The sequence below is a fragment of the Undibacterium sp. Ji83W genome, assembly GCF_049340385.1.
Taxonomy (GTDB): domain Bacteria; phylum Pseudomonadota; class Gammaproteobacteria; order Burkholderiales; family Burkholderiaceae_D; genus Undibacterium.
Map to the genome: position 1 here is coordinate 125,172 of NZ_JBMPOZ010000004.1, position 26,303 is coordinate 151,474.

Sequence of the window (26,303 nt, forward strand, 5' to 3'; positions counted from 1 at the left end):
ATCAGCATGAGCTGATCGCTGGCTTTTGATAAGCCGTATTTGGTGCGCTAGCAACACTAGTAGCAAAATCCTCACCGCAATTGCCGCACAAAAAATTCCCAAATCATTTCCACCCCATTCGGTGCCATCGGCGACGGCCCCAGCAAGCGGGCGCGTCGGTAGTATGGTTGCGGTAGGCCATGTCCACCGCCGTGGATAGCGACGAGTTCAACTTCTGTTCTGGGATCTTGCTTCCAGCTTATGCGTTCTACATCGACACCTGATATTGCGGTCGTCTGTGCTGTGGGTATCGCTGTGATCTTGTTCAGGTCTGCGAAATATTGTGCGGATGCGCGTGCGTTGAGTACTTCGCCGCATTTGTAGAACAGGCCTAGCAGGTTCACTTCACCGCCGTAGTATGGCACTAGCGGGTCTTTGGTGCCGTTCATGATCATGACGGAGGTTCCGCCGGTGCCTGTGGGTTTGCAGCGGAAGTTTTGGGGGACATGTACGCTGGCGGATACTGCAGCCACGGCGCGGAAGCGGGTTGGGGATTCCAGGGCCAGGCGTAGTGACATGAAGCCGCCTGCGGACACGCCTGTGGCGAACACGCGGGTCTTGTCTGTGCCGAGATCGTTGATGAGTTTGTCGGTCAGGACATTGAGGAAGCCGACGTCGTCGATGTCGCGGCCATTGACCTGGTAGTCGCCGACTTTGCCGCAATCGTTCCAGTCAAAGCTGTAGGAGTCGGGGTAGGCGATGGCGAAGCCGTGCTGGTCGGCGAGGCGTTCGAAGCCGTAACCGGTTTCTACGCGTATGTCTTCTGCGCTTTGGCCTGAGCCGTGCATGACCAATACCAGCGGTGCGCCTTTGGGCAGGTTGCGTGGAACATAGCTGATGTAGGTGCGCTTGATGCCGCCTGCTTCAATACTGCCTTTTTGCAGGGTGCCAGACAAGGCGGGGCGAACGGGTGCCGGGGAATAAATGAAGTAGGCAAACAATGCACCGCACAGTGCGATGAGGGCAAGCAGGCCCAGCAGGCTCCAGGCAAACCAGCGTAGTACTCGTTTCATCTTGCACCTTCAGTAGCTGGGTGCGTGGATGGAAGCGCGACAGTAATAAACAGGTAAAGCGCCCTGGGCACAGACAGGCGAGACGATGACGCATGGTGCATTTGCTTAACTCCTAATGGCCGCTGGGTGGCGCAGGTAACAAGCTGAGACCGCGCGCTGATTTGATGACGCTGATGGCGTTGATCGTGCTGATCGTGCAAATACTGCGATTAGTCGTCTATTCAACTTCGCGCAGTATCTTTTCTACCGCCACGAGCCTGCCCTGGATCTCTGCCAGGGCTGCAGTGGTCGTGGCCAGCGCTGCCACTGTCTCGGCCTGGCTTGCGGCTGCCTGGGTTGCGAGGGCACGGTAGGCTTCGTCCTGGCCAAGACGCACCCGTGCCTGCAAGACCTGGGATACGTATTTCATGAAAAAGATGATGACTGCGGCAGCGGCAGGGAAGAAGAGCGCGGCAAAAAAGACATTTTGGGACATGGTGACCTCTATGATTCTGGATTGTTGTTCAGGGAAGCCACCGCCGCGGCGATATCGCGTGGCGAGAGCGTGAGAGCGAAACTGGATACTTCAAAATAATTAAGGGCTTTGCCATCATGAGACAGTTCTAGCTGGCTGGTGACCAGGCCGGCAGCCTCAAGCTTTTGCAGGTGCAGATGCAACAAGGGGCGGCTGATGCCTACTTCTCGCGCCAACTGGCTGATGTAGTTGCGCCCTTGCGTCTCAAGCAGGGCAATGATGCGCAAGCGGTGCGGGTTGGCCAGCGCCGCCAGCACTTCCAGCAACTGATCACCTGTGATCGAATTATTTTTAATTTCTTTCATGTGTAAACAATACCTTACACGTGTCACGATGTATACGCATTTTTAAATAATTTTTTTCAGGGTCATCCAGAAAAGCCTGCTTTTTTTACATCTACTCACTTCATCTGTTTTTCACGGGACACCAATAAATGTGTTGGTCGCTGCGTGGATACAAATCTGCATGCATCAGCACTGCCAGTTATTGTCTTTTTTTATAAACAAATCAACTCTCGCCAGCACGTAGCTTGCCCAAGACCAACAGACTGCCAGCATAATACTTGCTTGTTGCGGTTGTTTATCTTCACCATCCCATCTCAGGAGACAGCTCTTTGAAGCAGACTAGAGTACTTATTGCTGGCGCAGGTATCGCAGGTTTGACGGCGGCGCATGAGCTGGCCGAACGTGGTTACCTGGTGACCGTAGTAGAGGCACTGGCTGCGCCCGGCGGCAAGTCGCGCAGCATACCGGTAGAGGGATCAGCAACGGCGGGTCAGCAGGATTTGCCGGGCGAGCATGGCTTTCGCTTCTTCCCCGGGTTTTACCGGCATATCCCCGACACCATGGCACGCATACCTTGCGTGCTGGCCGATGGCTCTTACGGCAGCGTGGCAGATAACCTGGCACATACTTCGCGCACGCTTGCACTGTCCAAGAAGGGGCGCTGGGAAGTGCCCAACCAGTTGCGTTCGTCATCACGTGATGCGGCGTCGCTGCTGTCTTTTCTGTACGATCTTTTTGTTGGCAGCGGTGTCGATGTGCCGCGTGAAGACATGCTGCATTATGTGCGCTGCGTATTCACCATGCTGACCAGTTCAGACGAGCGGCGCTTTGGCGAATTTGAAAATATCTCTGCCTGGGATTATTTCCAGGCACCGTCACGCTCTGAGGCTTATCAGAAATATGTCATCAATGCCGTTACCCGCACCCTGGTGGCATGCCGTGCAGCAGACATGAGTGCACGCTCCAATGTAGTGGTGGGCATACAACTGCTCAGCGATATCTACCGCAGTTGTGCCGACCGGGTCTTGAATGGCCCGACCAGTGAAGTATGGATAGCACCATGGGTCACACACCTGCAACATCTGGGCGTGGAGTTTATCCAGGGTTCATCAGTAGAAAATGTATTGTGGGATGGCGGTGCTGCACGTGCCTTGCAACTTGGCGATGGTACTGAATTGGCAGCCGACCATTTCATTTTGGCGCTGCCGCTGGAAGCCTTGCAGGCGATCAGCAATGAAGACATGCTGGCGAGAGCACCCAGCCTCGCCAGGCTGGGTGAACTCAAGACCGAGTGGATGAATGGCATCCTGTTTTACCTCGGCCAAGACATAGAACTGAACCATGGGCACACGATATTCCTGGACGCGCCCTGGGCATTGACCTCGCTATGCCAGCAACGCTTCTGGCCACGCGGGCTGGCGCAATATGGTGATGGCACAGTGCGCGGCATACTCAGCGTTTGCATCTCTGATTTTGATGCACCGGGTGAATACATACGCAAACCTGCCAGGGATTGCACACCAGCAGAAATACAGGAAGAAGTCTGGCAACAAATCCTGGCCCACCTTGCACCGGCAGACCGGGCAGAACTGGAAGCTGCGGGAGTAGTTGCCTGCTCCATAGACCCCTCACTGCGCTGGACAGAACAGGGCATGGAAAACGATGCCCCGCTGTTCGTCAACACTGCAGGTTCATGGGCGGCGCGGCCTGAGGTGGATATAGGTATCAGCAACCTGTTTGTCGCTGGCGACTTTGTGCGCACGGCAACCGACGTGGCAACCATGGAAAGCGCGAATGAATCAGCACGCCTTGTCGTTAACCGCATACTTGATCTGACTGCATCCAGTGCCGCGCGCTGCCAGTTATTCCCGCTGGAAGAACCAACGGCGCTGACGCCACTCAAGGTCATAGACAGGTTGCGCTTTGAAGCAGGCTTGCCGCACCTGCTGGACCTGGTGCCGGTATTCTCTGGCGAAACCATCGCCTGGCTGGGTGGCATGACGAGCCGCGTTGCCGAGTATTCGATCAAGGCGGGCGACATCGTGCGCCAACTGGGCTGGGACCAGCGCCTGCCCGAGTTTGAATCCAAGGCCATGCGCTTTATCAACAACCTCAGCAGGGGCGTGGCACCGGTATCCAAATGGGCCAGCACCGCGCCTGACTCGAAACCAGGCACAGCAGAAACACAGCCCAACGCATCCGGTGTAAACACCCTCATCAACGATGTAGTCGGCTCCATCAATGACAAGGCACTGGCCGACGACTTGGACAAATTGCGTGCCCGTTTGATCAGCGCGCTTGACCAGACCGATAAACATTTTCGCGAATACGGCGCAAGCCACCAGCGCCACCTCATCGATGGCGTGCTGGCTGACTCATTGTTCCAGTCCGGCAAACGCCTGCGGGCAAGCTGCGCCCTGCTCTGCTCCATGCTGATGCGGCGCTTCTTGTCAGAAGAAGCAGTACAGGTCGCCATCATCACCGAATCCATACACGCCGCTACCCTGCTGCACGATGACATCATCGACGAAGCCGACCAGCGGCGCGGCCACCCCACGGCTTGGAAAAAATATGGCGTAGGTGCTGGTGTGCTGGCAGGCAACCTGCTGGTCTCACGCGCCGTGCGCTCACTGTACCGCATAGGCTATAACGGCCTGGCAGACGACTTGTTTGAAGTCATAGAATCCATGATCGCTGCTGAATCCGACCAACTGTCAGGCCGCCGCAACCTGGAAGCCTGCGAACAAGATTACCTGCGCATCATCGACGGTAAAACAGCAGGCTTGTTCGCCTGGTCCTGCCGCGCCGGTGCCACAGTAGGCGGCTGCAACGCCGCCACAGTCACCGCCACCGCAAATTTTGGCCGCCACATGGGCCTGGCCTTCCAGCTTATCGACGACATACTCGATCTCGCCCCGGATACCAACGACACAGGAAAAACCCGCTACACCGACCTCAGCACCGGCCTGCTGACCTACCCCTTGCTACTGGCCCGACAACGCGACCCACAAGGTTTTGATGCACTGGCTGCGAATGGATTTGCAGATGCTGCCGAGGTCAGTGCATGGCTGGTCGCCAATGCAGCGCTGGAGGATACGCGGGCTGAGGCTGCAAGGCAGATTGCCATGGGGGTGGAGGCTTTGCTGCCGGTACGGCATTCTGCGGCGAAGGCTGCTTTGATTGAGTTGGCGCGGGCTTCCACCAGGCGGTTGCGGTAAGGAAAACCCAGGCGTCGTAGCCGTGCGTTTGGTAGAGTTGCCTATGTTGCTGCTCTCTGCTAATGCCTGGTGTGGCACGATTACGCCGACGCGGGATATTAAGAAGCCCACACAAATCAAGCTCTCTTATGTTTGATGCCCAACAAACAAAGTATTGAACTTTGCGCATAATCTGCTGCATCTTTCATCTCGGCTGGCGGTTTCACTATGACCTGGATTGTATGGGCAATACTTGCCCTGCTCGCTGCCGCCCTCATCCTCACTGGCCTTGTCGCCTATGGTGCGGCGCGCTGGGCGGGTAAGACGCGGGGCTTATTGGCGCGGCTTGAAAGTACCCGGCTGCCAGCGCCGGGTACGGCATTGCGATATAACGCGCTGGAAATTGAAGATTTGCCTGCCCCGGTAGCACGGTACTTTCGTACTGTATTGAAGGATGGCCAGCCCATCATCACTGCTGCAAGTGTGGAACATGCCGGCAGCTTTAACCTGAGTACGGCTGGCGAACAGTGGAAGTCTTTTACGTCGGCACAGCGGGTCATCACCCGTGCGCCCGGCTTTGTCTGGAATGCCCGCATTTCGATGGCACCGGGCATAGTCGTCTATGTACACGACGCTTATGTTGGTGGTAAAGGCATGCTGGTCCCTGCCATACTTGGCTTGTTGACTATGGAGGGGAACATCAGTGCGCATGACCTGGCTGAGGCTGAGTTCATGCGCTTCTTTGCTGAAGCTGCCTGGTACCCTACCGCTTTGCTCCCTAGCCAGGGTGTGCGCTGGCAAGCTGTCGATGCACATTCAGCTAGCGCGACACTTGCCGATGGCGCTAACAGCGCGACCATGCTGGTCAATTTTAACCATGCTGGCCTGATTGAATCAGTGCGTTTCGAAGCGCGCGCAGCCATGGTGGGCAAGGTGGTGGTACCTACGCAGTGGGAAGGGCGCTGGTCTGACTATCAACAATGCAATGGCATGCTGGTGCCGCAGAGCGGCGAAGCGGCATGGCTGCATAGTGAGGGACGCAAGCCTTATTGGCGCGGCACCATCACTGCACTGAGGTATGAATTCTAGGCTGATGAACAGTGTGAAGTAGGTGGAGGGCCATGCCAACTTGGCTGATATCAAGCGCCGCCAGGCCTTTGTGAGTGAGTGCCAAATTGAATGTATATTGTCAGGGCCAATAGCAGGTATTTTTTCGCTATTTGCCGCCATTTTTCGCTACTCCGCAGTCATGCGGCTGCAACTGTATATGAAGTGATCTGGAGCATGTCATGAAAAAGAGAATCATCACCGCGATATTGTTTGCACTAAGCCTGAACGCGAATGCTGTCGATACCCTGCAGGCTGCAAGTGTTAAACCTGTTATTACTATTGCCGCCCTGGATGTGCCGCGCTATCTCGGTACATGGTATGAAATCGCGAAGTTCGAAAATCGATTCCAGAAGAAGTGCGTGGGTTTCACGTCTGCTACTTATTCTGCATTGCCTGATGACAAGGTGCAGGTTGTGAACCGTTGCCAGGGTAGTAGTGGAGAGGCCATTGAAGCGATTGGCGAGGCGCGCCAGGTTGGTAATTCAAGTTCACCGAAGTTGAAAGTGCGCTTTGCGCCGGCGTTTCTGTCTTTCCTGCCGATGGTGTGGGGTGACTATTGGGTCATCGACCTGGACAAAGATTACCAACTGGCTGCTGTGAGCGAAGCCAAGCGCGAGTTCTTGTGGATATTGTCGCGCACGAAAAAAGTTGACAAGGAAAAGTACGATGCCCTGGTCGCACGACTGGTGGCGCAGGGCCTTGATGTGAGCAAACTGGTGCTCACTAAACAGGAGTAGCAGGCTTGCCTGCCAGGTTTTGCGCATGCCGGATAAAATAAACAGGCGTTGATATAATGCCTGCATGACATATAGCATCGTTTGGTTCAAACGCGATCTGCGTTTGCATGATCATCTTGCACTCTACACTGGGGTCAGACGCGGGCCGGTGTTGTGCTTGTACGTGGTCGAGCCTTCTTTGTGGGCGCAAGCTGATGCGGCGAATCAGCATTACCAATTTTTATTGGAAAGCTTGCGTGAGCTTTACACAGCACTCCGCAAAAATGGTGGGCAATTGCATATCCTGACGGGTGAAGTCACCGAGGTCTTTGCACACATTTTTGCGCATCAGCCATTCTCGGCTATTTATTCACACGAAGAAACCGGTAACAATGTTACTTATCAACGCGATAAAGCATTGGGCCGCTGGTGTCGCGCCCAGCAGATTGAATGGCATGAGTTTGCACAATTTGGCGTGGTGCGGCGTTTGCAAAACAGGGACGACTGGCAAGCCAGCTGGAATGTGCATAATGACTTGCCTTGTCTGGCTCTGCCGCCATTAAGCACAGAAAATTTTACTCAATTAACGCCTGCCATTGCGCTGCCGAGACTACCACCTTCGGTGCAAGAATTGCATCTGGACCCATATGATCCGCCTGAGCGTCAGCGTGGAGGCCGGCAGAATGGTTTGATGATACTGGAAAGTTTTTTGCACGAACGCAGTCATCAGTACCGGGGCGGGATTTCATCACCCTTGTCGGCACCTACGGCTTGCTCGCGCTTGTCACCCTATCTGGCATTTGGCTGCCTTAGCTTGCGAGAAGTAGTGCACGCAACACGGCAAAAACGCATAGAGTTGCCAGTAACAGCTGATCGTCAAAAAAAGGGACTGGATGCCTTTATCAGCCGCTTGTACTGGCATTGTCATTTTATTCAAAAACTGGAGAGCGAGCCTGAAATAGAATACCGCAATATGCATCGCGGTTATGACGGGCTGCGTGAGCAGGAATGGAATCAGGCGCATTTTGACGCACTCGTTTCTGCACGCACTGGTTGGCCGCTGGTAGATGCGTGTGTGACCATGTTGCGGCACACCGGCTGGCTTAATTTTAGAATGCGCGCCATGCTGGTTTCTGTCGCGGCCTATCCTTTGTGGCTGGACTGGCGGCCAGTCGGACATTGGCTTGCGCGCCAGTTTTTGGATTATGAACCGGGCATACACTGGAGCCAGATGCAGATGCAATCAGGTACCACGGGGACGAATGTGCCTCGTATTTATAACCCGATCAAGCAAGCGGGCGATCATGATCCCCATGGGCATTTCGTGCGCCGCTGGTTGCCTGTGATGCGGCGTGTGCCGGACACGTGGTTGTTTGAGCCTTGGCGCATGCCGCCTGAGGTTCAGGCAGCTTGTGGGGTCAAAGTTGGTGTTGATATTCCTGAACCTATTGTAGATCTGGAAAAGGCGACTCGCATTGCCAAGACGCGGCTATTTGATTTGCGAAAGCAAGCACATATGCAGCCAGAGAATTTGGTCATATTGGAAAAGCATGGATCGCGTAGAAAGAGTTCCAGCACATCGCGCTTGCCTCCCGCACCTGAAAAACCAGTTTGCACGCAGTTAGAACTGGATTGGTGAAATGGGAACAGGAAAAGCAATGAATGTCGATTTACAAAATCCCGACACGCAAGGCACCATTATCTATTGGTTTCGCAATGACCTGCGTATCGAAGATAACCAGGCTTTAATTGATGCCTGCCAGAATGCGGAAAAAATTCTATTTGTCTATTGTCATTCGCCCTCAACTTTGCATGCATCGCGCTGGCAGTTACCGCATCCTGGATTACATCGTCAGCGGTTTTTGGCAACTGCTTTAGCTGACTTAAGGCAGCAGTTAGTAACACGCGGAAACCAGCTGTTAGAAGTCTGCGCGTGTGCTGCGGAATTTCTTCCGCTACTGGCGAGGGAATCAGGTAGCAGCGTGATTTATTGTGAAGATATTGCTGCACCCTATGAGCAGGATGAAGTGCTTGCATTAAGCGCTGCTGGTTTGACTGTGCACACGCGATGGCAATCCACCTTGATCGACCCGGTAGATTTACCTTTCATGCCTGATGCCTTGCCCGATGTATTTACCCAATTCCGTACCATCATAGAACGTGAAAGTGTGCAAGCACCAGTTCCACTGACAGGGCCACAGTCGTTACCTCCATTGCCGGACAACTACAGCCAGATTGCCAGTAAATGGGCGATTGATACACACTCTGCTGATGCACAGTTAAGCACTGATATATCAGACGCGCAGATGGATCAGCGCTCTTCGTTCCCCTATTTTTTGCCTGAGTTCTCTGGTGGTTCAACCGCCGCTTGCGCCCATGTGGAGCGCTATCTCAATCGAAAATTACCGCATACGTACAAGCAGACCCGCAATCAATTATCGGGGCTGGATTATTCGACTAAATTTTCGCCGTGGCTGGCGTCTGGTGCGATATCTGCACGCCAGATATTTAATGCGCTAAAAAAATTTGAAGAAGAGCATGGTGCCAATGAAGGCAGTTACTGGATCTGGTTTGAATTATTGTGGCGTGATTATTTTCGTTTTTTGCATCTTAAATACGGACGCCGACTATATTTCGCAAAAGGCCTGACCGATTTGCCGATTCCTACGCACGATGCAGGAAAGTTTACTGACTGGTGCCTTGCCAGAACGGGCGAAGCTTTCATTGATGCAGGCATGGCAGAACTTGCTGCAACTGGCTATTTATCTAACCGTATGCGCCAGGTGCTTGCCAGTTATCTCATCCATGAGCTGGGCTGTAACTGGCGCGCTGGTGCAGCATGGTTTGAAGCACAGCTCATTGATTATGACGTGTACAGCAATCAGGGAAACTGGCTGTATATTGCAGGACGCGGCACTGATCCACGCAATGGACGACGTTTCAATATTCAAAAGCAAGCCAATGACCATGATAGCGATGGATCATATCGACGGCTGTGGGGCAAACCTGGCAGCGCGGCAAACGATTAATCAAGAATCAAAGAGGCAAGAGCCGCAGTGCAGGCGGCTCTTGCTAATAACAACGGTTTTTCACTTCAAGTATTTCGGGATTAATGCAGACTTATTGCGCCCTTGTACCTCAAGGCCCAACCGACTTCCAGTTTCCACCCTGTATCGTCAACATCACTCTCGCCTTTTCTTCCAGGCCGAAATGGTCATTCACCGTGTAATGCAAGACACCCTGCGTAATAGGAATATCGATTTCAGATTCCATCGCGTCTTTCAGTGCTGTACGGAATTCTGGCGTGCCGGGTTTGGCTTTTTTCAGGGCCAGGGGGATGACGCGGTTCAGTAGCAGGTAGGCGTCGTAGCCGTGGGCGGCGAACTGGTTTCTGGTGCCTTCGCCGTATTGTTTTTCATAGCGACTGGTGAAGTCTGTGGCCAGGTGTTTGGAGGGATGGCTTTCTGGCAGCAGCTCGGGCAGGATGGCCAGGCCTGCGACGACAAAGGCGCCTTCTACGTCTTTGCCGCCCAGGCGTATGAGGTCACGCGAGGCTGCGCCGTGGGTTTGGTAGATCTTGCCTTTGTAGCCGCGTTCTATCAGGGCCTTGTGTGGCATGGCCGCACCGCTGCCGGATGCGCCTATGAGGATGGCGTCAGGCTTGGCGGCGACTATCTTGAGGCTTTGTGCGGTGACTGTGGTGTCGGGGCGGTTGAAGCGTTCTGTGGCGACGGACTGCAAGCCTGCCTTGCTGGCGGCGGTGCTGATGGCTTTGAACCAGGCTTCACCATAGGCGTCTGAATAGCCGAGGTAGGCGTAGGTTTTGATGCCTTCTTTTTTCATGTGCTCAGCCACGGCATTGGCCATGAGCTGGGTGGACTGGGCGACACGGAAGGTCCATGCGCCTTTGCCTGGTGCCAGCTCGACCGGGGAGGTGGAGATTTGCGGCACCTTGAGTTCTGTCGCGACTTCTGCCAGGGCAACGGATGCGGGTGTGGCTGTGGAGCCGACGATGACGTCTACCTTGTCATCAGTGATGAGCCTGCGGGCGTTCTTGCTGGACTGGGTGGTGTCGGATGCGTCGTCGAGGATGATCAGTTTTACTTTTTCGCCGCCTATGGTTTCTGGCCATAGACCTATGCCGTTCTTGGTGGGGATGCCCAGGCCAGATGCCGGGCCAGTAAGGGGCAGGCTGACACCTATGGTGATGTCGGCCTGGGCTATGCCTGTGGTGGTGGCTATCAGTATTGCCAGCAGGGTGGGTTTGATGTTGAGTTGCATTGCGGTCTCCTGAATTATTGTTGGTATTGCAGATGCGGGGTGTGGCGTGCTGTTGCTTTTCGTTATTGGCCTTGTTTGCTGGCTGGGCTATTAATTTTTGGTATTTTTATTTACGGCATATTATTGTTATGTCGCATAACAGTTATTCAATATAATAATATTTTGGACAGGATGCAAGTGGGGATTTGGATTTTTTGGATTTCGCGTTGATGACGATGTAACCATTGCGGCACGAAACTTTGAATTCGTATTCCGTGGGTTGGGCCGGGCCTCGCTAGCATCGTAGGTTGGGCTACGGTTTACCAGCCCAACACTCAGCGGTTAAATAACGTATACGTTTATTGAGGCTAAGTGTTGGGCTGATGAAGCGTAGCCCAACCTACAAAAAATTTATTGCTTCGGCTCCATACACAACTTCCCCAACAAGGCACGCAACTGCTGCCTTTCCTTCACCGTCAATTGCTGGCTAACCCTGTCATCATGTTCTTTCACTGCCTGCTTGTATTTCTCTAATTGCTTCTGCCCTTCTTTGGTGAGGTGCAGGTTGTAGGATCTGCGGTCGCCGGAGTCCTGGCGTTCCAGCAGGCCAGCCTGTTCAAAATTGTCGATGATGGCGACTACGCCTGAGCGGGCGATACCCATGACTTCTGCGAGGCGGGTTTGTGAGATGCCGGGGTTGTTGCTGATAATCACCAAAGATGAAAAACGCTGGGGGGTGATGTCATATGCGCCCAGACTGGCGGTGAAGTCTGCATAGATGGATAGCTGGGCGCGGCGTACGGCATAGCCGGTGAGTTCTTCAAGGATATCGTAATCGATGCCTTCAATACGGGCATTGAACACGACGGCTTGTGCCTGGCTGGTCTGGCGCCTGGGGGCTGGCGTCCTGGGCTTGGCTGGTACTTTGGCGGTAGCTGGTTTTTGTTTGGGCATGGTCAGGCAATATGAATGAGCTTGTTCTTTGAAGTATTGTACATGTTGCGCTATTTTTAATTAACTACACCGCGTTGCAAGCTTATTACCACACTGCAAGAATCAGGCTATGCGCCCCTCAACCGCTCTGAAGCTGTGCTGCAAAAAATTTGCAACACATCTTGTGTTATCCAGAATAATTGTTATACAGTAGAACAATTAAGCCGTTTATTAAAGACGTGCGACATCATAATTTAGCAGGAGGAAGACATGAAAGTGGTAATCGCTGGTGCCGGTATAGGCGGCCTGACTCTTGCATTGATGTTGCATGAGCGCGGCATAGATGTTGAAGTGTATGAAGCTGTCAATGCAATCAAGCCGCTGGGTGTTGGCATTAATTTATTGCCGCATGCCAGCCAGCAATTGTGTCAGCTTGGGCTGGAGAGTTGTCTGGCTGAGCGGGGCATCGAAACTTCATCGCTGTCTTATTTCAATAAGTTTGGGCAAAAAATCTGGCAAGAGCCGCGCGGACGTGCGGCTGGTTATGACTCGCCGCAATATTCGATACACCGTGGTGAGTTGCAGATGACTTTGCTGCAAAATGCAATCGACCGACTTGGTGCTGAACACATTCATCAGGGGCATGCATTCACGTCTTTTGAGCAGGTGGCTGACAAGGTGATTTCTACTTTCACCAGACAAGCGGATAAGACAGCGGTGCAGGTGGAGTCTGATTTGCTCATCGGTGCAGATGGCATACATTCAGCGGTGAGGCGCTTTTTGTATCCGCAGGGTGACCAGCCACGTTTTTCTGGGCGCATGTTGTGGCGTGGGGTAACAGAGGCTGCGCCGTATATGGATGGGCGCAGCATGTTCATGGCGGGGCATCAGGACCAGAAATTTGTTTGCTACCCTATCTCTGAACCATTGCGTGCACAAGGTCGTTCGCTGATCAACTGGATTGCAGAGTTGCGTGTGCCGGGTGGTGAATTGCCCGCGTCAGACTGGAACCGCAAGGTGGATAAAGCCACCTTTAGCAAACCCTTTGATAGCTGGAACTGGGGTTGGATAGATATCCCTGGCTTGATAGAGGCGTCAGAGGTGGTGTATGAATTCCCGCTGGTAGACCGTGACCCTTTGCCGCGCTGGACTTTTGAACGGGTGACGCTGCTGGGAGATGCTGCCCACCCCATGTACCCTATAGGTTCGAACGGCAGTGCGCAGGCGATACTTGATGCACGTTATCTGACTGATTGTCTGCTTAATGAAGCAACTATTTTGTATGCACTGCGTGAGTATGAAGCTGAACGTTTGCCGCGCACTACCGGCATAGTATTGCGCAACCGCATGAATGGGCCTGAACAGGTAATGCAGATGGCGGAAGAACGTGCGCCGCAGGGTTTTGCGGATGTGACGGAGGTGATTGCGCAGGCCGAGCTTGAGGCGATTTCTTTGCGGTATAAGCGGTTGGCGGGGTTTGATAAGGATGCGTTGAAGGTAGCGGAGAGAAAATCCGTTTAAAAGCCCAGGTTGGGCCGGGCCGCGCTAGGCCGGGCCTCGCCAGGCTAAGCTTTACCGGCCCAACACTGGGCGATTGAGCGAATCCCGCATCTGTACAATTCTTTATTGATTTTGCATAGTTTTTCTTGTCGATCAGCGGCTGAGTGTTGGGCTGGTAAAGCGTAGCCTAGCGAGGCCCGGCCCAACCTACGTGCTCAATACGCACACCCGACGCGTGCAAAACCGAGATCGATCAAATGCACTTACCTGTGAATTTGCTTTGCGTTTGCTTAACATTACTTCATCGTGTAGTATTTTTCACCGCGCACCGGGCGCACATGTACCACAAAAAAAATCAAAATTTGAAAGATCATCAATATGTCTTCTTCATGGGATAGCAATTCACCTGTGCGCTCACTCACGAGCATGCATCTTTATTTCGCTGTGATGTATGCTTTCGTATCACTGCTTTGCCTGTATGCGCTTTATGAAAGCTTTAGCAAAGGTGGGGACGAGCTTATAGAAATGCTGTTTGTCTGCGGTATTGTTATTGCCTGGGCTTTTGCACATTACAAGACCAGTGATGCTGTTGAAACAGGTAAGAAATGGGCTTCTACTGCTTCGTATATTTTGGCTATTCCCTTACTGTTTGGCTTCCCTATCGGGACATTCTTTGGCGTCAGAATGATGTCGCATGCCAGCAAGCTCAAGCAAGAGTAGCGTGCGCTGGCTTGGTTTTTACAGACATATCACGATATGTCTGTAGGTTTCAACAAGCTCTAGTAGTTTGCCAGATATGTCTGCAGCGCTGATCTGATAGCAAATGGCACGCTATCAGATCATTGCATTACCGCCACAATTCATGCGGGTTTTGCAGGTTTACACCAAATCAAACCTGTCCGCATTCATGACCTTGGTCCAGGCCGCCGCAAAATCATTTACAAATTTTTGCTGCGAATCACTGCTTGCATAGATTTCTGCCAGGGCGCGCAGTTGTGAATTGGAGCCGAAGACAAGGTCCACCACGCTGGCTGTCCATTTCACATCGCCATTCACACGGTCGCGACCTTCGAGCACGCCTTCTATGCCTGATTTGTGCCACTTGGTATTCATGTCGAGCAAGTTGACGAAGAAATCATTGTTTAATGTTTCTGGTCGTTTGGTGAAGACACCTAGTTGCGTTTGTCCGGCATTGGCATTCAATGCACGCAGGCCGCCTATCAGGACTGTCAATTCTGGCGCACTCAGGTGCAGCAACTGTGCCTTGTCTATCAGCAGCGCTGCGGCAGAGCCTTCCAGACCTTTGCGCAGGTAGTTGCGGAAACCGTCTGCGGCAGGTTCCAGGACTTCAAAAGATTCGATGTCGGTCTGTTCTTGCGTCGCATCCATGCGGCCAGGGGCAAAGGCTACTTTGATGTCATGACCTGCTTTTTTAGCAGCTGCTTCAACGGCTGCAGTACCACCAAGGACGATGAGGTCAGCCAGTGAGATTTTTTTGCCGCCAGACTGGGCAGCATTGAACTCTGCCTGTATGGCTTCGAGTTTGGACAGCACGGTAGCCAGTTGCTGTGGCTGGTTAACATTCCAATCCTTTTGCGGAGCCAGGCGTATGCGTGCGCCATTCGCACCGCCGCGTTTGTCGCTGCCACGGAAAGTGGATGCCGATGCCCAGGCTGTGCTCACCAGTTGCGATATGGTGAGGCCAGATGCCAGCAGTTTTGCCTTGAGGCTGGCAATATCATTGTCGTCAACCAGGGCATGATTGACTGCCGGGATAGGGTCTTGCCAGATCAGTTCTTCTTTCGGTACCAGGGGGCCAAGGTAGCGGGTGATGGGACCCATGTCACGGTGGGTCAGTTTGTACCAGGCACGGGCGAAAGCATCTGCCAGTTCTTGCGGGTTTTGCAGGAAGCGGCGCGAGATTTTTTCATACGCAGGGTCGGTACGCAGGGCCATGTCTGCCGTCGTCATCATCGGTGCGTGACGCAGGGATGGATCATGCGCATCAGGCACTGTGGTTTTGGCGGCTGGGTCGGTTGGCGTCCATTGGTGGGCACCGGCCGGGCTCTTGTTGAGTTGCCATTCATAGCCGAACAGGGTTTCAAAATACGAGTTATCCCAGGTGATGGGCGTGGCTGTCCAGGCACCTTCTATGCCGCTGGTGATGGTGTGCACGCCTTTGCCTGTGCCAAAGCTGTTTGTCCAGCCCAGGCCTTGTTCTTCCAGGCTGGCACCTTCTGGTTCTGCGCCTACCTGTGCAGGGTCACCTGCGCCATGGGCTTTGCCAAAGGTATGACCACCGGCGACCAGGGCGACGGTTTCTTCGTCATTCATGGCCATGCGGGCGAAGGTTTCGCGGATATCGCGCGCTGATGCCAACGGGTCAGGATTACCGTTGGGGCCTTCAGGGTTGACATAGATCAGGCCCATTTGTACGGCGGCCAGTGGTTTTTGCAAATCGCGATCGCCGCTATAGCGCTGGTCATCCAGCCATTTGCCTTCTGGACCCCAGTAGATGTCTTCTTCCGGTTCCCAGATATCTGGGCGGCCACCGGCGAAGCCAAAGGTCTTGAAACCCATGGAATCGAGCGCGACGTTACCGGTCAGTATCATCAGATCTGCCCATGACAGTTTGTTGCCGTATTTTTGTTTGATGGGCCAGAGCAGGCGGCGTGCCTTGTCGAGGTTACCATTGTCAGGCCAGCTGTTGAGCGGTGCGAAACGTTGCGCACCAGCACCGCCGCCGCCACGACCATCGCTGGTGCGGTAGGTACCTGCACTGTGCCAGGCCATGCGTATGAAGAAGGGGCCGTAGTGGCCGTAATCGGCAGGCCACCATTCTTGCGAGTCTGTCATCAAGATATGCAAGTCTTTAATGACGGCATCCAGGTCCAGGGTCTTGAATGCTTCTGCGTAGTTGAAAGCCTCGCCCAGAGGATTGGATGCCGGGGAATGTTGGTGCAAGATCTTGAGATTTAATTGATTCGGCCACCAGTCAGCGTTGGCATGGCTAGCTGCCACTGCGGTGCGGGCGCTTCCCGAAAACGGGCATTTTGCTTCGTTTGACATCGTTATCTCCTTTGATTGAGTGACACGCGAACTCATTTCATCAAGAGGGTGAGATGAGTTCTACTACCTGATCGATTGTAGAGATGGAAACGTTATAGGTATACTTAATTTAATTTATTGAATCGATACTTTTTAACTATCGAAATAAAACTAGCCTGTATCTGCCCGGCTTTTTACAGTGCCGGTTGCCAGCCTGAGCGCCAGTACATTAAACACGACGAAGATGACAAGCTTGTTGGTTCAGGCTTTCAATCCTGGGCATCCAGACGCGATTCTCTGAATGGTGTTAAGGATATTAGCTTAAAGGATATTGACTTATTTATACCAAAATATCTGGGTCATTGAATCGTCAGCACTTCTAAGGGATAATTACAGTCATGAACGACACTACACAACTCCCCCCATTGCCAGATCGCCTGTCGGTTGATCCGCGCAGCCCTTATCATGTTGCCGCCGTGTTCCAGCACGATGTCGGTATTAAGCTCAATGGCAAAGAGCGCAATGATGTTGAAGAATATTGCATCAGCGAAGGCTGGGTCAGCGTAGCCGCCGGCAAGGCGCGTGACCGCAAAGGCAACCCTTTGATGATCAAGGTCAAGGGTGTGGTTGAGGCGTTTTACCGCTGACAGCTATTACTTGGTTGCAGCCGGGTGCTTGGCTTGAATGCAGTGCCCGACTCTTCCGGCCAGGATTGGCCGTCTGGGTGTATGGGTTTACTCATTGCGCCAAACTTTCTTCCTCAATAACATTACCTGCCTGTTTGCTGTGTGAACGGGCATACTGGTTTTTGTTGCCTGCATGCCGGATCCAGACTCACCGATGAAGCTCACTGTTCCACCACATGCCGTATCCCGCTTGCGCTCTGCCCGTCTGGAGCGCAGTACCAGGCCGTTTCTGGCGCGTGGCGGCCCCAAGGGTGAGCGTTGTAGCGGCTGCAGACTTATCCTGAGTCATTGCCTGTGCGAATTACGCCCCATCGTGCCTACCCGCGCCGGGGTGTGTCTGCTCATGGCCGAGCATGAGACGCTCAAACCCAGCAACACTGGCTGGCTGATTGCCGACGTGGTGCCAGATACCATGGCCTTTGGCTGGGCACGTACCGAGGTTGACCCAGCGTTGCTGGCGGTGCTGGCTGATCCGCAATGGCAGCCGTATGTGGTGTTCCCGGGTGAGTTTGTTGCGCCGGAACGGGTGATTACGGAATTATTGCCTGCGGATGCACAGCAGGACAATCCCAAGCGCCCACTATTTATTTTGCTGGATGCGACCTGGCCAGAGGCACGCAAGATTTTCAAGAAGAGCCCTTACCTGGCGAAGTTCCCTGTGTTGAGCCTGTTGCCAGAGCAGTTGTCACGTTACCGTTTGCGCCGCTCACGACGGGATGATCATTTGTGTACTTCTGAAGTGGCTGCCTTGTGTCTGGGGCTGGCAGGCGAGACTGTGGCTGCGCAGGCGCTGGAGATGTATCTCGATTTGTTCACTGATCATTATCTGCGGGCCAAGCAACAGTTGAAGGTGGAGTGGGAAGATGAATTGCATTTGCAAATGCGGGAGTTGGTGGGGGGGTGATTAGGTAGGGTAGGGCTGTGCTGTAGGTTGGGCTACGCCTTATCAGCCCAACACTTGGCCTCAATAAACGTATACATTATTTAATCGCCCAGTGTTGGGCTGGTAAATCGTAGCCCAACCTACGAGAATATTTGCGCATGGCCTTACAAATTGATTGTCCCTAACATTTGCTGCCACAAGCAAATTACGTTACGCTAAGCTCCTCCAAAGAAGTTTTACTCAAATGACCACCCGCACCCCCCCCCTGCTCTCAGAACATCTTTGTTTTAGCTTGTACTCTACGTCACTAAAGATGACGCAGTTATACAAGCCGATGCTGGCCGAGTTGAATCTGACTTATCCGCAATATCTGGTCATGGTGGTGCTGTGGGAAAAAGAAGGCTTGGGCATACGCGATGTTGCCACCCGCCTGGAGCAGGACTCGGGTTCGATTACACCTATCGTCAAGCGTCTCGAAGCTGAGGGATACCTGCTGCGCAACCGTGACCCCAAGGATGAACGCAACCGCGTACTGACCCTGACCGATGCTGGCAATAAACTACGCGCTGCCGGTGTACGTATCAGCCAGCAAATTGCCATGGCCTGCAATTTACAAATGACAGACGTCCAACAGCTCGCGGCTGGTCTGGAAAAACTGAGCCACAATCTCGACCGCTGATTAGTTTGGCATAAGCTGACTTTATCATCACTGAAAAAATATTTAAAATTAACTTGCGCGCTAATTATTAGCGCGCTATTATTCGCAGCATGGCAAAGCGCAAAAGCGGGAAATGCCATTCAAATACTTAGCGCGCTAACTAATTTTAGATAATTTTATTTTAACTATTTTTTGAAAGTCATCATCATGAAAAACATCAGCAAAACTGCATTGATATCATCTGTTGCCTTGACAGCAGCCCTGTCCGCTGCGGCACTGCCAGGCCATGCATTGGCTGCCTCCGGCAACGACACCACGGTTGTCCTGGTTCACGGCGCTTTCGCTGACGGTTCAAGCTGGAACCAGGTTACCCCGTTCTTGCAGGCTAAAGGCGTGAAGGTCATCGCTGTACAAAATCCCTTGTCTTCGCTGGCTGATGATGTGGCTGCAGTGCAGCGCGTGGTCGACGCACAGACTGGCAAGGTTGTGCTGGTTGGTCACTCATGGGGTGGTGCTGTGATTACACAGGCTGGCAGCAGCGACAAGGTCAAGGCGCTGGTGTATGTAGCAGCCTTTGCGCCTTCTGAAGGTGAGGCATTGGGTGGCCTGGGTAAAGACTACCCTGTTCCACCAGGTATTGCGACCTTGAAACCGGATGCCAATGGCAACCTGGAATTGTCACCGGAATCATTTGCGACCAACTTTGCGCAAGATGTACCAAAAGAAAAAACTGCTGTGCTGGCCACTACACAAGGCTTGCTGCCAGCCAAGGTATTTGGCGAACCAGTCACATTCGCTGCGTGGAAAAACAAGCCAAATTATTACATCGTTGCCAGCAAAGACCGCATGATAGACCCGGGCTTGCAAGCTGCGTTTGCGAAAAAGATCAATGCCGTGACGACCACGCTGCCGACCAGCCACGTGCCTATGTTGTCAAAGCCTAAAGCTGTTGCAGATGCGATTCTGGCTGCGGTCAAACAATAATCCTGACAGCAAAACGTCGTCCGCCAGTGAACAGGCCGCGCTGTTTTTTTGGGTGTTGCCTGTTCAAGCACGGGTTTTAACTAGGCCGCAGCACCAGGTATTTGTCCATTATCTGGTCCTGTGTTGCGGCTGATGGCTGCCAGATAGCGCTGGGCTTCTTCCCAGCTGATGGTGACATCGCCAGGTGTATCACTATTCGATACAGCAGCCATGGCTTCTTCTTGCTGGCGTCTTTGCTCTTGCTGTTCTTTGTGCAGACGCTGCTGTTCATCTTTCTGGCGGCGTTGCGCATCTTCTATGGCGTGCAGGCGGTTTTGTCTGGCGATGAGTGCGCGCAAGGCTGCGCTGGCTTGTTCACGTCTTTGCTTTTCCAGTTCCTTGCGTTGTCGTCTTTGTTCTGCGCGCTGGCGGGCTGCTGCTTCTATGGGGGATTCTTTTATTTCTGGCTGCTTGCCGTAACTTGCTGCTTTGCTTTGTACTGCGTTGGCAAGCGGCCTGGCCGCAGCCTGCAGGGTCTGCAATAGCACACGGACACTGGCTGGACGCTGGTCTGGCTGGATGGCAAAACCGCTTTGCAAGACTTGCCATTGTGCTGCATTCAATGCTGCTGGCTGTATCGGTTGCTGTTGAGGGTGGCGATATTCGCCAAAGGGCATGGCCGCTTCCAGCATCTGGTAAATCATGACAGCTACTGCATATACATCAAGACCAGGGCTATGCTGATGGCTGCCAGCTTCTGGCGCGCGGTAGCCTGCTGTGCCCGCATAGGGTGAGCGTGAAGGCGTCATGCTGGTGGAAATCAAGCCTGCCTGGGTATGGCTGCGCAAGCGGGCCGAGATACCAAAGTCGAGCAGTTTGATATCGCCAGCCTTGGTCAGCAAAAGATTGCTGGGCTTTAAATCACGATGGACGAGTTTGTGCTTGCACCATGCATAGTCCAGGGCATCTGCCACGGGGCTGAGCATGTCCAGCACTTGCTTGAGGGTGCAGCGGGTGTGCTTGATGAGGTAGTTTTCCAGATCGTGCCCATCCAGATATTCCATGATGATGAAATAGCTGTTGGTGGCCGGGTCACGTGCCCAGTCATAGACTCTGACGATATGCTCATGAGCGAGCCTGCGCACCAGCGATGCTTCTTCCACCAGCAGACGCGCATGCAGGGCACTTTGGGTAAGCTGTGGCGGCAAAATCTTTAGCGCAACTATCTCGCTATGGCCAAGCTCTGCCTGGGTTGCCAGATCACTGGCTTGCCACACCTGGCCCATGCCGCCTTGCCCTAACAGTTTTTCCAGCCTGTAGCGTTTGGAGACGCCGCCTACTTCTTGACCCGCCAGGAAACCCAGGTCAGTTCCTTGCACCGACTCTTGTGCAGCCTTGCTGGCCTGCCTGGAAATGGCTGGGGCAAGTTCGTTATCGAGGATGGCGTCTTTGCGTTGCTTGAACTCGTCTTCGGTGAGCAGCCCTTCATCCAGCAATGCGCGCAATTCACGGATTTTTTGTAATGGCGTTTGCATTGTGATGACTGGTCTTTTTTAACTTGGATATAGGGTGTGACATTAGTTTGCTAAGATTTTCAACTGAGATTTTCAGCTAAGACGCCCAGCTTCGTCCTCTGCTTATTTTCTGCCTGCCTGACCGGACTGCGCTACACGGTTGCCAGCGTTTTGCGCCATGCTCAGGTCTATCTCATGGCGTCTTTGCTGTTCCGCTTCTCTTTGCGTACGTTCATCCTGTATGCGCTCTTGCAGCATCTTGACTGCCTGTTCCCATGTCATGCCTTGCTGCGCGCTGGCCATGGCACTCATGGCGTTAGCAGCATGTTCTGAGCTACCCGCCTGCATGGCAAGGATTTGTTCTGCCGTCAGGCTGGACTGAGCCTGGACCTTGACGATCTCGGCCAGTGCAATGGCATTGGCAGGATCAGCAGTGGCGATCTTGCCAGTTTCACTAAAGTTGGCGATGGCGTTCATGCGTTCTATGGCAATGCGTGCCAGCAGGGCATCATGTGCCTGCTCGGCCTGGCGTTGTTCGCGTTCCAGGCTCAGCCTGGCGAATTTGTCAGCCCGTTCTGCTTCTGCCTGTTGCAGTTCTTTTTTCCAGCGGCGTTCATCATCTTGCTGCTTGAGTTGCTGGCGCAGGGTTTCCACTTCTACCTCGGCCAGCCTGGCCTGATGATGTTGCTGCTGTGTCTGCTGTTCAAACAGGGCATGGGCTTTCAAGGTCGTCAGGAGTTTTTCATGCTGGGCCATGGCATCGGCCTGGCTGTCGTTGCGCTTGATGCCATTGATTTTTTCTTGTACCTGGCTGAGTTTGAATTCAGTATCAACATCGCTGATGCTGTCTTCACGTTGCAGGGCACGTGTGCGCTGTTGTTGCAGTTCTTCTTCCCACGTCTGTATACGCTGGAACTCTCTGGCCTTGGCTTCTGCTTCTATGCTGATCAGGATCAGGCGGTTTTTTTGTTCTTCATCTTCCAGTTCCTGCTCACGACGTGCCAACTGGTTTTGCTTGCGGTGCAATAATTCTGTCTGGGCTTTTTGCTGTTCCTGATCTGCGATCAGGCTGGTTTGTGCAAACTCGTGTTCGAGCTGGAATTTTTTTAACTGATGCTGGATTTTTTGCTGCATCAGTTGTGCGGCTTCTTTACCTTGCAACTGGGTGATTTCTGATTCTGAACGCATCTTGATGCGCGCCATGGTGCGGATATGCAGCCACTGGTCTGCTTCATTCTGGCGATGTTCAGATTTTTGCTTGAGGCTGTGCTCAAGTTCTTTAACGGTATCTGCGGCACCTCGTTCCAGCGCATGCTTGCGGGTGGCTGCATCGGCAATGCGGCCATACAATTCCAGCTCACGCGCGCGTATGGTTTGCAGTCTTTCATTTTCATCCTGGCGCAACTTGGCACGGCTCAGGCGTTTCTTGGCGCTCTCGACCTGGCCTTGCATATACAGCCAGCTTAAGTCTTTGCCAAACTGCTGGCGCATTTCTTCGTGACGGTAACGCAGACGGATTTGTTCTTCCTGTCTGGCGATTTTTTGCCATTCGCTATTGGTGTAGAGTGCATCAATGAGCTTGCTTTGTTCCAGTTTGGCACGCTGGCCATCGATGACCAGATGCATGCTACCTATCTTTTCGCTAAGCTTTTCCCTGTCATCCGTCAGCTTGTCATGCCGCACTTCGCGGGTAACGGCCTGGGTTGCGGCGAAACCATATTCTGCAATGGACAGGTTCAAGGTAGACAACAGGCGTTCATCCAGTTGCTGGCGCAGGTGGGCATTGTCTTGCAAGTCACGCAAGGATTGCGCACCCAAAAATTCAATCGCAATCTGGCGCACCATGGGTTCCAGCAATTGCTGCAGTTGCTGGCAGGTGATGATGCCAGGTGCATGCATGAAATGCTTGGAAAATGCAGGTACATCAGCAATCTTGACGCTGATGACAAACTTGGCCGCGATAGCCAGGAATTCTGCTGTATGTAACTCTTCAAAACTGAACAGCAGGGCAAAAGGGTTCAGGCGTGTCAGCAAAACTTCAGCAGCTTTGTCTGTCTGCAAACCCATGAGCTGGCTGCTGATGTCTTGCCCGATATAGTCGCCCGCCAGCAATTCGACAAACTGGCCTTCTTGCAATATATAGGCACGGGCGCTGACCGGGATGTGCAAGTCTTGTTTGCTGAGGCTGCTGAGCGGACGCACGCCGAAATACATGGCGACCTCATTCTCTTTTGGCAGCCAGCGATTGTGGCGCAATATCGTCTCATGCCGGGGGCTGCTCAACATGAAGCCGCAATGCGTGCAATAGATGGCATCTTGTATGTTGCTATGGTCGCACTGGGGACACTTGAGCTTGGAACTGGCAAAGATGCTGAACATGGGAACTCCTTCAATCGCGGCGCGGTGCTTGGACGAGGGAACATCATGCACCTGAGCAAAAATGGTAGCACCGGGAATGGATTTGAAAGACGCGAACAGAAGGAGGTTTAGGGCCTAGATCGGGGTATTGTTGTAGAGTATTGCAGTTTGTGCCGGAACTGCTGCGGTCATCGTTGCCAGACTGGTGGTAGCGGTCTGGCATTATTCAATATCAGTTAGTAATTTTATTGAGGCAACTTGTTGGCTGGTGTCCACGGCGTCATGCCAAGCGCTTGCAACTGAAATTCAGTCGTCATTTCCCTGGCATTGTCTACCACTTCACGGCTGCTGAGATGACCCACTATCTTGATGGGAAAGCCCAGAAATGCCTCTGGATGCAGCCCCAGATTGCGGCCATAGCCACGCGTCAATGCTACCCTGACTGCTGCTGGCGAAACTTCGGTATCGACAATGGTAATTTCATATCGATCATGGTGTGCAAAACTACGGCTGAATATCCATCCGACGCGCGCGACCACGGTGTACTTTTGATCAACGGTATACAAGCGGGTCGTGTAATCCTGCCAATGTGGGCCTGGAATTGGTGTACTGATAATGATTTGATGATCTTTAACAATGCCAGCGATAGGATCAGCCCATGTTGGTGTATCGGGAAGCAAGGGCGTATTGATGATACCTGGCTTGCTGTCGAATAGGGTGGTGGCACCATCATCTTGTGAAGTTTCAATAACGTGTGCATTGATCAGATTGAAAACGCTGCCTTCAATTTCCAGCTGATATCTGCCTTTTCCCGCTTGTGCTAGCTTGCCGGTATTGTTGTGATGGCTTTGCTGTTCAAATTCAAACCGGCTACCCGCCTGTGCTGTAGTAAACACTAGTGACAAGACAAGCGCTAAAGTGAAAGATCGTTGTTGACCATAAAGTGTGTCCATGATGTGCCCCCAATGTTGATGGCGGCAGCATGGTGGATTTAAGGCTTGCTGTATATAAAGATGGAAATAGTTGCAGGATTCAATAATAAAAGTGGCGCAGTATGCTACCTGTGCTGTCTGTGTTCACGCGCTTGGGCTGAACTTGTCATGTCGCCAGATACCATAGTCATGAATACCCGTGTAAGGGAAGTCGCAATATATGCTGGCTGCAGGCAATTGCGTTAAAGCTTGCAAATCGGTTTGTGCGCCCAGCCTGGTATCTTGCGAAGTAAGTACATCTCTGTACCAGAATGCATTTTGAAAATGAAATATCAAAGGCAGTGGCAGCGATGCATTTTCTGCTATTGAACTTGGACGAATTTCAGGCTTGGTTTCGGGCTTGGTTTCAGACCTCATGAGCCACAATAACTCACTACCAGCGTATGCATGCATGTCCCCAAGAATGACGGCATGCGGCAGCATTGCCATGACTTGCAATTTGACTATGCCCCTGACGCTGGCACAAAACTCGATTTGCATGCCTGTGCGCAAAGCATAGGCCTGGTCTTTTTCCATCGCCATGCCATCAAGCAAAGTGCCATAGCGCGACACATCGGTAATTTCTGCCCCCATCCCCTTTCTGCGGATGATGGCATGGCGGGCGCTGATGCGGCGGGTCATTCTGGCGTTTTCTGCTGCGTTGTTGGCACGGTGGCTTAGCAGGATGTCAGCCTGAGGATGTTGCTCCATACGACCAAGCACATACTCATCCATGGCAAAGAGACGGATATTGCAACAGGACTGGGACTGGGTCAGCTCTCCCATCAGGCTGGCCCATTTTGTTGCAGCTGTTGTTGGCTTACTTGTTGACTCACGTACTGGCTTACTTGTTGCTGATCTGGCTATTGCCACCGGGGTTTCAGGTTCTGTTGCGACTTCCATGAGTTCTTCATCCCAGGCAATAGTGCCCATGGCGATTTCATATTTTCCTGTTGGTGAGCGCATGTCCAGCTTGGCAATCGATGCATCCCTGGCATTGATTTCTATATCCATATTGCCTTGCGCATAGCCATTGGATTGCCCTAAGCCACTGAGTGTGGCAATGGCACCATCTTCTGCAATGACCCTGACATTCTTTTGTGCAGCCAAAAAGACACTGTGTATCTCTGTCAGTGTGGCATCAGGCCGTGGCACGAAGATAACGCTGGTGCACAGCCACTTGCGTTTGGTTCTGGATACCTGTTCGTGCGACAAGCTGATTTCAAGCGGGTATTGCCCATGTTCTTTGTTCCTGGATGAAAAGCTGACCAACAAGGGTTGCCATAGTCCAGAGGCAGTACGCGACAAGCGCAGCTTTGCGGCACCCTCGGCAATCAGTTCGCAACGCAATTGCACTTCCATGATGGTGAAATCTGGTGGCAACATGCCGCGCAGTTCCAGCCTGATGGTTTGGCGGCCGCCTGCCGCACGTGGGTCATAGCCGCTGAAGTGCAGATGCAGGCTGGCTGGTGTTACTGCGACACGTTTTCGGGTCAGTCTGTCCGCCGATTCGTTGAGTAACTCCAATCTTAGCGGGCTAACTGCCTGAGGGTGACCTGCGGCACAGACGGCTTCCCCCTCTGCCACCCAATGCGTGCAATGGGGGTGATCTCGGGTTTGGCATTTTTTCATGATGAGGCAACGGTCATAATACGG

The 26,303-nt window shown here is 53.0% G+C and carries 21 protein-coding genes; 11 read left to right on the top strand and 10 right to left on the bottom strand.

Going from position 1 to position 26,303, the window contains the following annotated elements:
• Nucleotides 1-71: 71 nt before the first annotated feature.
• The 3 genes from ACO0LD_RS09615 to ACO0LD_RS09625 form a co-directional block, all read right to left on the bottom strand.
• Nucleotides 72-1,052: an alpha/beta hydrolase family esterase gene (locus ACO0LD_RS09615; protein ID WP_423006124.1), complete on the bottom strand. Its 981-nt coding sequence runs from the start codon at nt 1,050-1,052 to the stop codon at nt 72-74.
• Nucleotides 1,053-1,269: 217 nt separating this feature from the next.
• Complete coding sequence (locus ACO0LD_RS09620) at nt 1,270-1,527, bottom strand: hypothetical protein (RefSeq protein WP_423006126.1); 258 nt, start codon at nt 1,525-1,527, stop codon at nt 1,270-1,272.
• Between the two features lie 8 nt (nt 1,528-1,535).
• Nucleotides 1,536-1,871, bottom strand: a complete 336-nt coding sequence (locus ACO0LD_RS09625) for an ArsR/SmtB family transcription factor (protein ID WP_423006128.1) — start codon at nt 1,869-1,871, stop codon at nt 1,536-1,538.
• Nucleotides 1,872-2,179: 308 nt separating this feature from the next.
• Between ACO0LD_RS09625 and ACO0LD_RS09630 the strand changes: the two genes are divergently transcribed.
• The 5 genes from ACO0LD_RS09630 (at nt 2,180) to ACO0LD_RS09650 (ending at nt 9,902) form a co-directional block, all read left to right on the top strand.
• Nucleotides 2,180-5,068 carry an FAD-dependent oxidoreductase gene (locus tag ACO0LD_RS09630; RefSeq protein WP_423006130.1) on the top strand — a complete coding sequence of 963 codons (2,889 nt, stop codon included), beginning with the start codon at nt 2,180-2,182 and terminating at the stop codon, nt 5,066-5,068.
• Between the two features lie 207 nt (nt 5,069-5,275).
• Nucleotides 5,276-6,136, top strand: a complete 861-nt coding sequence (locus tag ACO0LD_RS09635) for a DUF6920 family protein (protein WP_423006132.1) — start codon at nt 5,276-5,278, stop codon at nt 6,134-6,136.
• A gap of 200 nt (nt 6,137-6,336) precedes the next feature.
• Complete coding sequence (locus ACO0LD_RS09640; RefSeq protein WP_423006134.1) at nt 6,337-6,894, top strand: lipocalin family protein; 558 nt, start codon at nt 6,337-6,339, stop codon at nt 6,892-6,894.
• Nucleotides 6,895-6,958: 64 nt separating this feature from the next.
• Complete coding sequence (locus tag ACO0LD_RS09645) at nt 6,959-8,512, top strand: FAD-binding domain-containing protein (RefSeq protein WP_423006136.1); 1,554 nt, start codon at nt 6,959-6,961, stop codon at nt 8,510-8,512.
• A gap of 19 nt (nt 8,513-8,531) precedes the next feature.
• On the top strand, nt 8,532-9,902 hold the full coding sequence (locus tag ACO0LD_RS09650) for a DASH family cryptochrome (RefSeq protein WP_423006138.1): 1,371 nt from the start codon (nt 8,532-8,534) through the stop codon (nt 9,900-9,902).
• A 109-nt stretch (nt 9,903-10,011) separates the two neighbouring features.
• Here ACO0LD_RS09650 and ACO0LD_RS09655 read toward each other — a convergent pair whose 3' ends face one another.
• Together ACO0LD_RS09655 and ACO0LD_RS09660 are read right to left on the bottom strand one after the other, a co-directional pair.
• Complete coding sequence (locus ACO0LD_RS09655; RefSeq protein ID WP_423006140.1) at nt 10,012-11,154, bottom strand: ABC transporter substrate-binding protein; 1,143 nt, start codon at nt 11,152-11,154, stop codon at nt 10,012-10,014.
• 390 nt (nt 11,155-11,544) lie between these two features.
• On the bottom strand, nt 11,545-12,087 hold the full coding sequence (locus ACO0LD_RS09660; RefSeq protein ID WP_423006142.1) for a MarR family winged helix-turn-helix transcriptional regulator: 543 nt from the start codon (nt 12,085-12,087) through the stop codon (nt 11,545-11,547).
• A gap of 249 nt (nt 12,088-12,336) precedes the next feature.
• Between ACO0LD_RS09660 and ACO0LD_RS09665 the strand changes: the two genes are divergently transcribed.
• Nucleotides 12,337-13,587, top strand: a complete 1,251-nt coding sequence (locus ACO0LD_RS09665; RefSeq protein WP_423006144.1) for a flavin-dependent oxidoreductase — start codon at nt 12,337-12,339, stop codon at nt 13,585-13,587.
• A 357-nt stretch (nt 13,588-13,944) separates the two neighbouring features.
• Complete coding sequence (locus ACO0LD_RS09670; RefSeq protein ID WP_423006145.1) at nt 13,945-14,286, top strand: hypothetical protein; 342 nt, start codon at nt 13,945-13,947, stop codon at nt 14,284-14,286.
• Nucleotides 14,287-14,445: 159 nt separating this feature from the next.
• Here ACO0LD_RS09670 and katG read toward each other — a convergent pair whose 3' ends face one another.
• Nucleotides 14,446-16,635, bottom strand: coding sequence for a catalase/peroxidase HPI (gene katG / locus ACO0LD_RS09675; protein ID WP_423006147.1), 2,190 nt, complete (start codon nt 16,633-16,635; stop codon nt 14,446-14,448).
• Between the two features lie 377 nt (nt 16,636-17,012).
• Here katG and ACO0LD_RS09680 point away from each other — a divergent pair, with 377 nt between their 5' ends.
• The 4 genes from ACO0LD_RS09680 (at nt 17,013) to ACO0LD_RS09695 (ending at nt 19,825) form a co-directional block, all read left to right on the top strand.
• The gene (locus ACO0LD_RS09680) at nt 17,013-17,261 is read left to right on the top strand and encodes a DUF3297 family protein (protein WP_423006149.1); all 249 of its coding nucleotides are present in this window, start codon (nt 17,013-17,015) and stop codon (nt 17,259-17,261) included.
• Between the two features lie 193 nt (nt 17,262-17,454).
• Nucleotides 17,455-18,204: a tRNA-uridine aminocarboxypropyltransferase gene (locus ACO0LD_RS09685; RefSeq protein ID WP_423006151.1), complete on the top strand. Its 750-nt coding sequence runs from the start codon at nt 17,455-17,457 to the stop codon at nt 18,202-18,204.
• Nucleotides 18,205-18,496: 292 nt separating this feature from the next.
• Complete coding sequence (locus tag ACO0LD_RS09690) at nt 18,497-18,862, top strand: MarR family winged helix-turn-helix transcriptional regulator (RefSeq protein ID WP_423006153.1); 366 nt, start codon at nt 18,497-18,499, stop codon at nt 18,860-18,862.
• 186 nt (nt 18,863-19,048) lie between these two features.
• Complete coding sequence (locus tag ACO0LD_RS09695; RefSeq protein ID WP_423006155.1) at nt 19,049-19,825, top strand: alpha/beta fold hydrolase; 777 nt, start codon at nt 19,049-19,051, stop codon at nt 19,823-19,825.
• A gap of 80 nt (nt 19,826-19,905) precedes the next feature.
• Here the strand turns inward: ACO0LD_RS09695 and ACO0LD_RS09700 are convergent, their stop codons facing one another.
• The 4 genes from ACO0LD_RS09700 to ACO0LD_RS09715 all read right to left on the bottom strand — a co-directional run bounded on the left by ACO0LD_RS09700 (nt 19,906) and on the right by ACO0LD_RS09715 (nt 26,279).
• Nucleotides 19,906-21,339, bottom strand: coding sequence for a protein kinase domain-containing protein (locus ACO0LD_RS09700; protein WP_423006157.1), 1,434 nt, complete (start codon nt 21,337-21,339; stop codon nt 19,906-19,908).
• Between the two features lie 102 nt (nt 21,340-21,441).
• Nucleotides 21,442-23,697: a hypothetical protein gene (locus ACO0LD_RS09705; protein ID WP_423006159.1), complete on the bottom strand. Its 2,256-nt coding sequence runs from the start codon at nt 23,695-23,697 to the stop codon at nt 21,442-21,444.
• A gap of 224 nt (nt 23,698-23,921) precedes the next feature.
• On the bottom strand, nt 23,922-24,629 hold the full coding sequence (locus ACO0LD_RS09710) for a hypothetical protein (protein ID WP_423006161.1): 708 nt from the start codon (nt 24,627-24,629) through the stop codon (nt 23,922-23,924).
• A gap of 123 nt (nt 24,630-24,752) precedes the next feature.
• Nucleotides 24,753-26,279 carry an FHA domain-containing protein gene (locus ACO0LD_RS09715; protein WP_423006163.1) on the bottom strand — a complete coding sequence of 509 codons (1,527 nt, stop codon included), beginning with the start codon at nt 26,277-26,279 and terminating at the stop codon, nt 24,753-24,755.
• Between the last annotated feature and the right edge of the window lie 24 nt (nt 26,280-26,303).